At 71.9% G+C, this 5,166-nt stretch carries 5 protein-coding genes; 1 reads left to right on the top strand and 4 read right to left on the bottom strand.

The genetic code is table 11. The features are described from left to right. Nucleotides 1–94: 94 nt before the first annotated feature. From ACFVU9_RS44425 to proS, 4 genes are all read right to left on the bottom strand, one after another. Nucleotides 95–334: an RNA-binding protein gene (locus ACFVU9_RS44425; RefSeq protein ID WP_030056773.1), complete on the bottom strand. Its 240-nt coding sequence runs from the start codon at nucleotides 332–334 to the stop codon at nucleotides 95–97. Between the two features lie 2 nt (nucleotides 335–336). Then, the gene (gene rpsP, locus ACFVU9_RS44420) at nucleotides 337–765 is read right to left on the bottom strand and encodes a 30S ribosomal protein S16 (protein ID WP_148642771.1); all 429 of its coding nucleotides are present in this window, start codon (nucleotides 763–765) and stop codon (nucleotides 337–339) included. A gap of 603 nt (nucleotides 766–1,368) precedes the next feature. Further along, a complete protein-coding gene (locus tag ACFVU9_RS44415; protein WP_380443859.1) occupies nucleotides 1,369–1,947 on the bottom strand; it encodes a hypothetical protein in 579 nt (192 codons plus the stop codon). Nucleotides 1,948–2,357: 410 nt separating this feature from the next. Then, entirely contained in the window at nucleotides 2,358–3,770 is a 1,413-nt protein-coding gene (gene proS / locus ACFVU9_RS44410; protein ID WP_380443857.1) for a proline--tRNA ligase, read from the bottom strand. Between the two features lie 322 nt (nucleotides 3,771–4,092). Between proS and ACFVU9_RS44405 the strand changes: the two genes are divergently transcribed. Next, nucleotides 4,093–4,917, top strand: coding sequence for a class I SAM-dependent methyltransferase (locus ACFVU9_RS44405; RefSeq protein ID WP_380443855.1), 825 nt, complete (start codon nucleotides 4,093–4,095; stop codon nucleotides 4,915–4,917). Nucleotides 4,918–5,166: the final 249 nt, after the last annotated feature.

The raw sequence follows: 5,166 nt of genomic DNA, 5'->3' as shown, positions 1-5,166 counted from the left end.
GGCGGCACCCGGGGGGCGTGTTGCCAACCGGCCCGCCGGGGCCCCCTGGCGTCCCGGTCGGCCCCAAGCCCTGACGGCTGCACGGGCAGCTGCGTCAGCGGATGTTGTCCACGTCGACGAGGTCGACCCGGACGTTGCGACCGCCGAGGGCGCCGACCACGGTGCGCAGAGCGCGCGCCGTGCGGCCGCCCCGGCCGATCACCTTGCCGAGGTCATCGGGGTGCACACGCACCTCGATGGTGTTCCCCCGACGCAGGTTGCGCGAGCGCACCTGCACCTCGTCGGGGTGCTCGACGATGCCCTTCACCAGGTGGTCGAGGGCGTCCTCGATCACGATCAGGCCTCGGCGGCGGCGTCGGCCTCAGCCTCGGCCTTGTCCGACTTCTTGGCCTTCGGGGTGATGGCGACACCGGTGGTGGCGTCCTCGAAGCCGGCGACGGCCTTCGCGAACAGGTGCGAGAAGTCCTCGACCTTGGGCTCGGCGACCTTGAGCGGCGCCGGGGCCGGCAGGCCCTTGAACTTCTGCCAGTCGCCGGTCAGCTTGAGGATGGCGAGGACCGGCTCGGTCGGCTGGGCGCCGACGGACAGCCAGTACTGGGCGCGGTCGCTGTCGACCTCGATCTTCGAGGGGTTGTAGGTCGGCTGGTAGATGCCGATCTCCTCGATCGCGCGACCGTCACGCTTGGTGCGCGCGTCGGCGATGACGATGCGGTAGTGCGGGGAGCGAATCTTGCCGAGACGCTTGAGCTTGATCTTGACTGCCACGGGAGTGGATTCTCCTGGTGTTGACGTGGGTGAGCGGTCGCGTTCATCGCGTGGGGTTGCGGTGCGGACCGTTCAAGGGACACGCCAGCCGTAGGAGAGAGGGGTCCTGCTCGGCTGCCGAGTACTCAGCTGTCCATTCTGCCATACCGGCGCCAACCGCCTGGACCGGGCCTCCCGGGCACCGTCTGCGGACCGGACTTCCCGGGCCCCGTCCACCGAGCCGGACACGGAGCCGGAGCCGGAGCCGGACCGGCCGGCCCCCGGACCCACCCCGTGGGGCCGGACCGGACCGGGAGCCCCCGCTCCCGGTCGAGTCCACTGATTCCGTCCACGAGTCTTCCGATCGCACCCGCCGGTTCCGCTGCCCGCACAGCCGACCACCGGGTCCTGCCACCCGGTCACGCGACCCCGAACCGGTCACGTGAGCCCGATGGGCCCTGCCTTGCCGAACTTCTCGAACGCGCTTGTCGAACTCGTCGAACGTGCCGAACTCGTCGAACCCCGTCGAGATTGCTGAAATTGCTGAAATGGTTGGAACTACCAGAACCGCCGGAACCGCCGGAACTCCCGGAACCCCGGAACGAACCGCCGAACCCGACAGGATCAGGCGATCTTGAAGGGCTGCTGGCACGCGCCGCAGACGATGGACGCCTGCGCGAGCACCGACGGCACGACCCGGACGTTCCGCCCGCAGCCGCACACCGCCTTGACCCGCACGCCGCCCCCGGAGGAACCGTGCCGGGCGGCCGGCCCGCGGAAGGCGCGCGTCGCGCCTTCGCCGGCCACCGCCTCCTGGTGCGCACCCAGGGCGCGGTCCAGGCGTTCGATGGTCTCGGCGTACCGCTCCTGCGTCTCCTTGAGCATGGTCACCTGGGAGAACCCGCTGCTCGCGTGCGGTTCCACCGGGTGTGCCAGACCGAGCTCGGAGGCGAGCATCAGGAAGCGCCGGTTGTGGTAGCGGCCGGCCCGCGAGGTGTCCCGGATGTCCCGGGCCGCGGCCAGACCGTGGGCAGCCTCGTGGAGGAGCCGCTCGAAACCGAGCCGCGTGCCACAGGCCGAGGAGGACTCGCCGATCAGGGCCTCGGGCGAGGCCAGGTCCGGGAGGTCCTGGTGGTAGGCCTGGATGTCACTCCAGGCGGCGGCCAGTTCGGCCGCGAGGACGAGGGGCTGTGTCGTGCTCACGCTAGACCAACGATGGAGTGCGAGCCGATGTTCCGCCTGTTCCCGTTCTCCGGGAATTCCCAGGGAACTCCCAGGAATGCATGGTCGCGCGCGAATTGCGCGTTCCGGATCTGACGCAAGACCAACCCCCTGCCGGTTTCGGCCCGCGCAGCTCGGCGGGCCTGGTGAATTCCGTCCGGGGGGCGGGCTGTCGCACCCAGGACGTACGGCCCGTGGTCCTGTCGAAGTTGACAGGGCCACGGGCCGTACACCGTACCGCTATTCCGTTAATACCGGCAGTTGACCGGCCAGTAGGGATGTTGCGAGTCCGGAGCCGTCGGCGAGAGTTACCGGATTCTTACCACCCGCATTCCGGGCAAATGTTGCCGGTAACGGTCATTACCCACCGCCGGTCGTACCGATGGTCGGGATCAGTACGCACGCGCGACGATCGCGATATTGCCTTCCTGGTCGTCCGTCTGCGGCACCGAACCGTCGGCGGCGACGATGCAGCGCACCGAGACGCCCTGCTCGGCCAGCTTGGCCTCGCCCTCCGGGCCGAGCTCGGCCCAGGAGATCCGGCCCCAGCCGGTGGCGGCGGCCTCGACGGCCTCGTCGAGGGTCTTGACGTCGACGGTGCGCGACTCGCGGCGCTCGCGGGACTGGCGCAGCAGGAGCGCCTGGTCGTCCTCCAGGACGCCCGGGAGCAGCTCGGCCAGGGCGTCGATCGAGACCGGCTCCTTGCCGCCCGCGATGCGGCGGACCAGCATCGCGGTGCCGTTCTCCAGGTCGCGCGGGCCGACCTCGATGCGGACCGGAACGCCCTTGAGCTCCCAGTCGACGGCGCGGCGGCCGAACGGGGTGTCGGTGCGGTCGTCGACGACCACGCGGACGCCGACGGCCTCCAGGCGGGCGCCGATCTCGCGGACCTTGGCGATGACCGCGTCGTCGCCCTTGATGGCGAGGACGACGGCCTGGACGGCGGCCAGGCGCGGCGGGACGCGCAGGCCGTTGTCGTCGCCGTGGGACATGATCAGGCCGCCGACCATGCGGGTCGAGACGCCCCAGGAGGTCTGCCAGACGTACTCGCGCTCGGCGCCCTGGAGCTGGTAGGTGGTGTTGAACGCCTTGGCGAAGTTCTGGCCCAGCTCGTGGCTGGTGCCCATCTGCAGGGCCTTGCCGTCGCCCATCATGCCCTCGAGGGTGAGGGTGTTGATGGCGCCGGCGAAGCGCTCCTTGGCGGTCTTGCGGCCGAGCACGACGTCGATGCCGAGCACGTTGGTCATGAAGTCGCCGTAGACCTGCGTGTGGATCATCGACGCGTACGCGCGGGCGTCCTCGTAGGTGGCGTGGGCGGTGTGGCCCTCCTGCCAGAGGAACTCGGTGGTGCGCAGGAAGACGCGCGGGCGCAGCTCCCAACGGACCACGTTGGCCCACTGGTTGATCAGCAGGGGCAGGTCGCGGTGGCTCTGCACCCACTTGGAGAAGTACTCGTTGATGATCGTCTCGGAGGTCGGCCGGACGACGACCGGCTCCTCCAGCTGCTTGCCGCCGCCGTGGGTGACCACCGCGAGCTCGGGGGCGAAGCCCTCGACGTGCTCGGCCTCCTTGGTCAGGTACGACTGCGGGATGAACATCGGGAAGTAGGCGTTCTGCGCGCCGGCCTTCTTGATCCGCGCGTCCATCTCCTGCTGCATCCGCTCCCACAGGCCGTAGCCGTACGGTCGGATGACCATGGTGCCGCGCACCGGACCGTTGTCGGCCAGCTCGGCCTTGTTGATGAGGTCCTGGTACCAGCGCGGGAAGTCTTCCGCCTGAGGGGTGAGAACGGGTGCCTTAGCCATGGCCCGAATGGTACGGGGAGCGGCCCCCTGACTTCGAATCGGTATCACACCCGCGGCGGACGGCCGCCCCGGCCACGGGACGCCACGGCTCGGCCACGGGACGACCACCGCGCGACCACGGGACGGACGGGGCACGACCACGGGACGGACGGGGGCGCGGACGCGGGACGACCCCCGCCGACAGCAGGGGGCGCACGACCGCGACACGCGCGCACCACCCTGCACCCCTCTGGACGCCGCGCCCGAGCCGCTGTTCGCTGGAGTGGGGCGGGACTTTGGGGGAGCCGTAGCAGCACACCGAAGGACCGGATGGGAGGCCGCGATGGCTTCAGCTCGGACGACCGGCACGACCGAACGACCAGCGGGCGCACGACCGCACCACCCCCACGCGGGGGGCGCGTGGCCCGCGCGGGCGCGCGACTGGGCCGAGATCCAGGAACGCATGCTGGTACCGCTGTACGAGGCGGTCTACGACCGGCTGGAGGTCGGCCCGGCGAGCAGCGTGCTGGGCCTGGGCTGCCGCTCCGGGCTGGCGCTCCTGCTGGCGGCCGGCCGGGGTGCCCAGGTCGCCGGCCAGGAACCCCGGGACGAACTGCGCGAGCTCGCGCGGGACCGCCGGCTGCGGGTGTGTGCGGGGGCCCGGCCGGCCACCGCGCTCCCCCGCTCGGCCCATTCGCTGGTGACGGTTTTCGAACAGCTCCCGGCGAGCGCCGAACCGCGCACGGTGGTCGCCGAGGCCGCCCGGCTGACGCTGCCCGGCGGGCACGTGGTGCTGGCCGCCTGGGGGCCGCAGGAGCGCTGCGAGAGCGCCGCGGTGCTGGACGTGGCCCGGCGGATGGCCGGCCGCACCACCGCGCGCGACCCGTTCGACCTGAGCGCGCCGGGCGCCCTGGAGGACCTGATCGCCGCCGCCGGCCTGCGTCCGGCCGGCAGCGGCCGGGTGAGCTGCCCGTTCGCCTATCCGGACCTGGACAGCGCGGTTCGCGGCCTGCTCTCCACCGGGCTGTTCGAGGCCGCCGAGGAGTTCTCCGGCGGCGCGCTGGTGGCCAAGGAGCTGGAGGAGGCGCTGCAGCCCTACCTGCGCGCCGACGGGTCGGTCCGGATGGAGAACGTGTTCCGCTACCTGATCGCGGAGCGTCGCCGCTGAACCGGGCACCGCGGCACACGCGGCGCGGCACGCACGGCCCGGCACACGCACGGCAGCACACGTGGCCCGGCACGAGCGGCCCGGCAGACACGGCACGCCGGAACCCGGCGGACCGGGGGCACACCCCGAGACGGACGAAACCGGGGGGGCGGGGCCCCCAAGGGGGGCGCCCCCGGCGGCGAACACCCGCTTGACCGAAAACCCCACGACCCCCCCCCCCCCCCCCCCCCCCCCCCCCCCCGCCCCCCC

Source organism: Kitasatospora sp. NPDC057936 (genome assembly GCF_042887525.1).
In the GTDB taxonomy this organism is placed as follows: domain Bacteria; phylum Actinomycetota; class Actinomycetes; order Streptomycetales; family Streptomycetaceae; genus Kitasatospora.
Note: the sequence above shows the minus strand (reverse complement) of the source record. Positions and strands in the feature narration are given on the sequence as shown.

Coding starts and splice junctions, on each gene's coding strand:
- ACFVU9_RS44405 (WP_380443855.1), top strand. CDS start 4,093: ATGGCTTCAGCTCGGACGACCGGCACGACCGAACGACCAGCGGGCGCA.
- proS (WP_380443857.1), bottom strand. CDS start 3,770: ATGGCTAAGGCACCCGTTCTCACCCCTCAGGCGGAAGACTTCCCGCGC.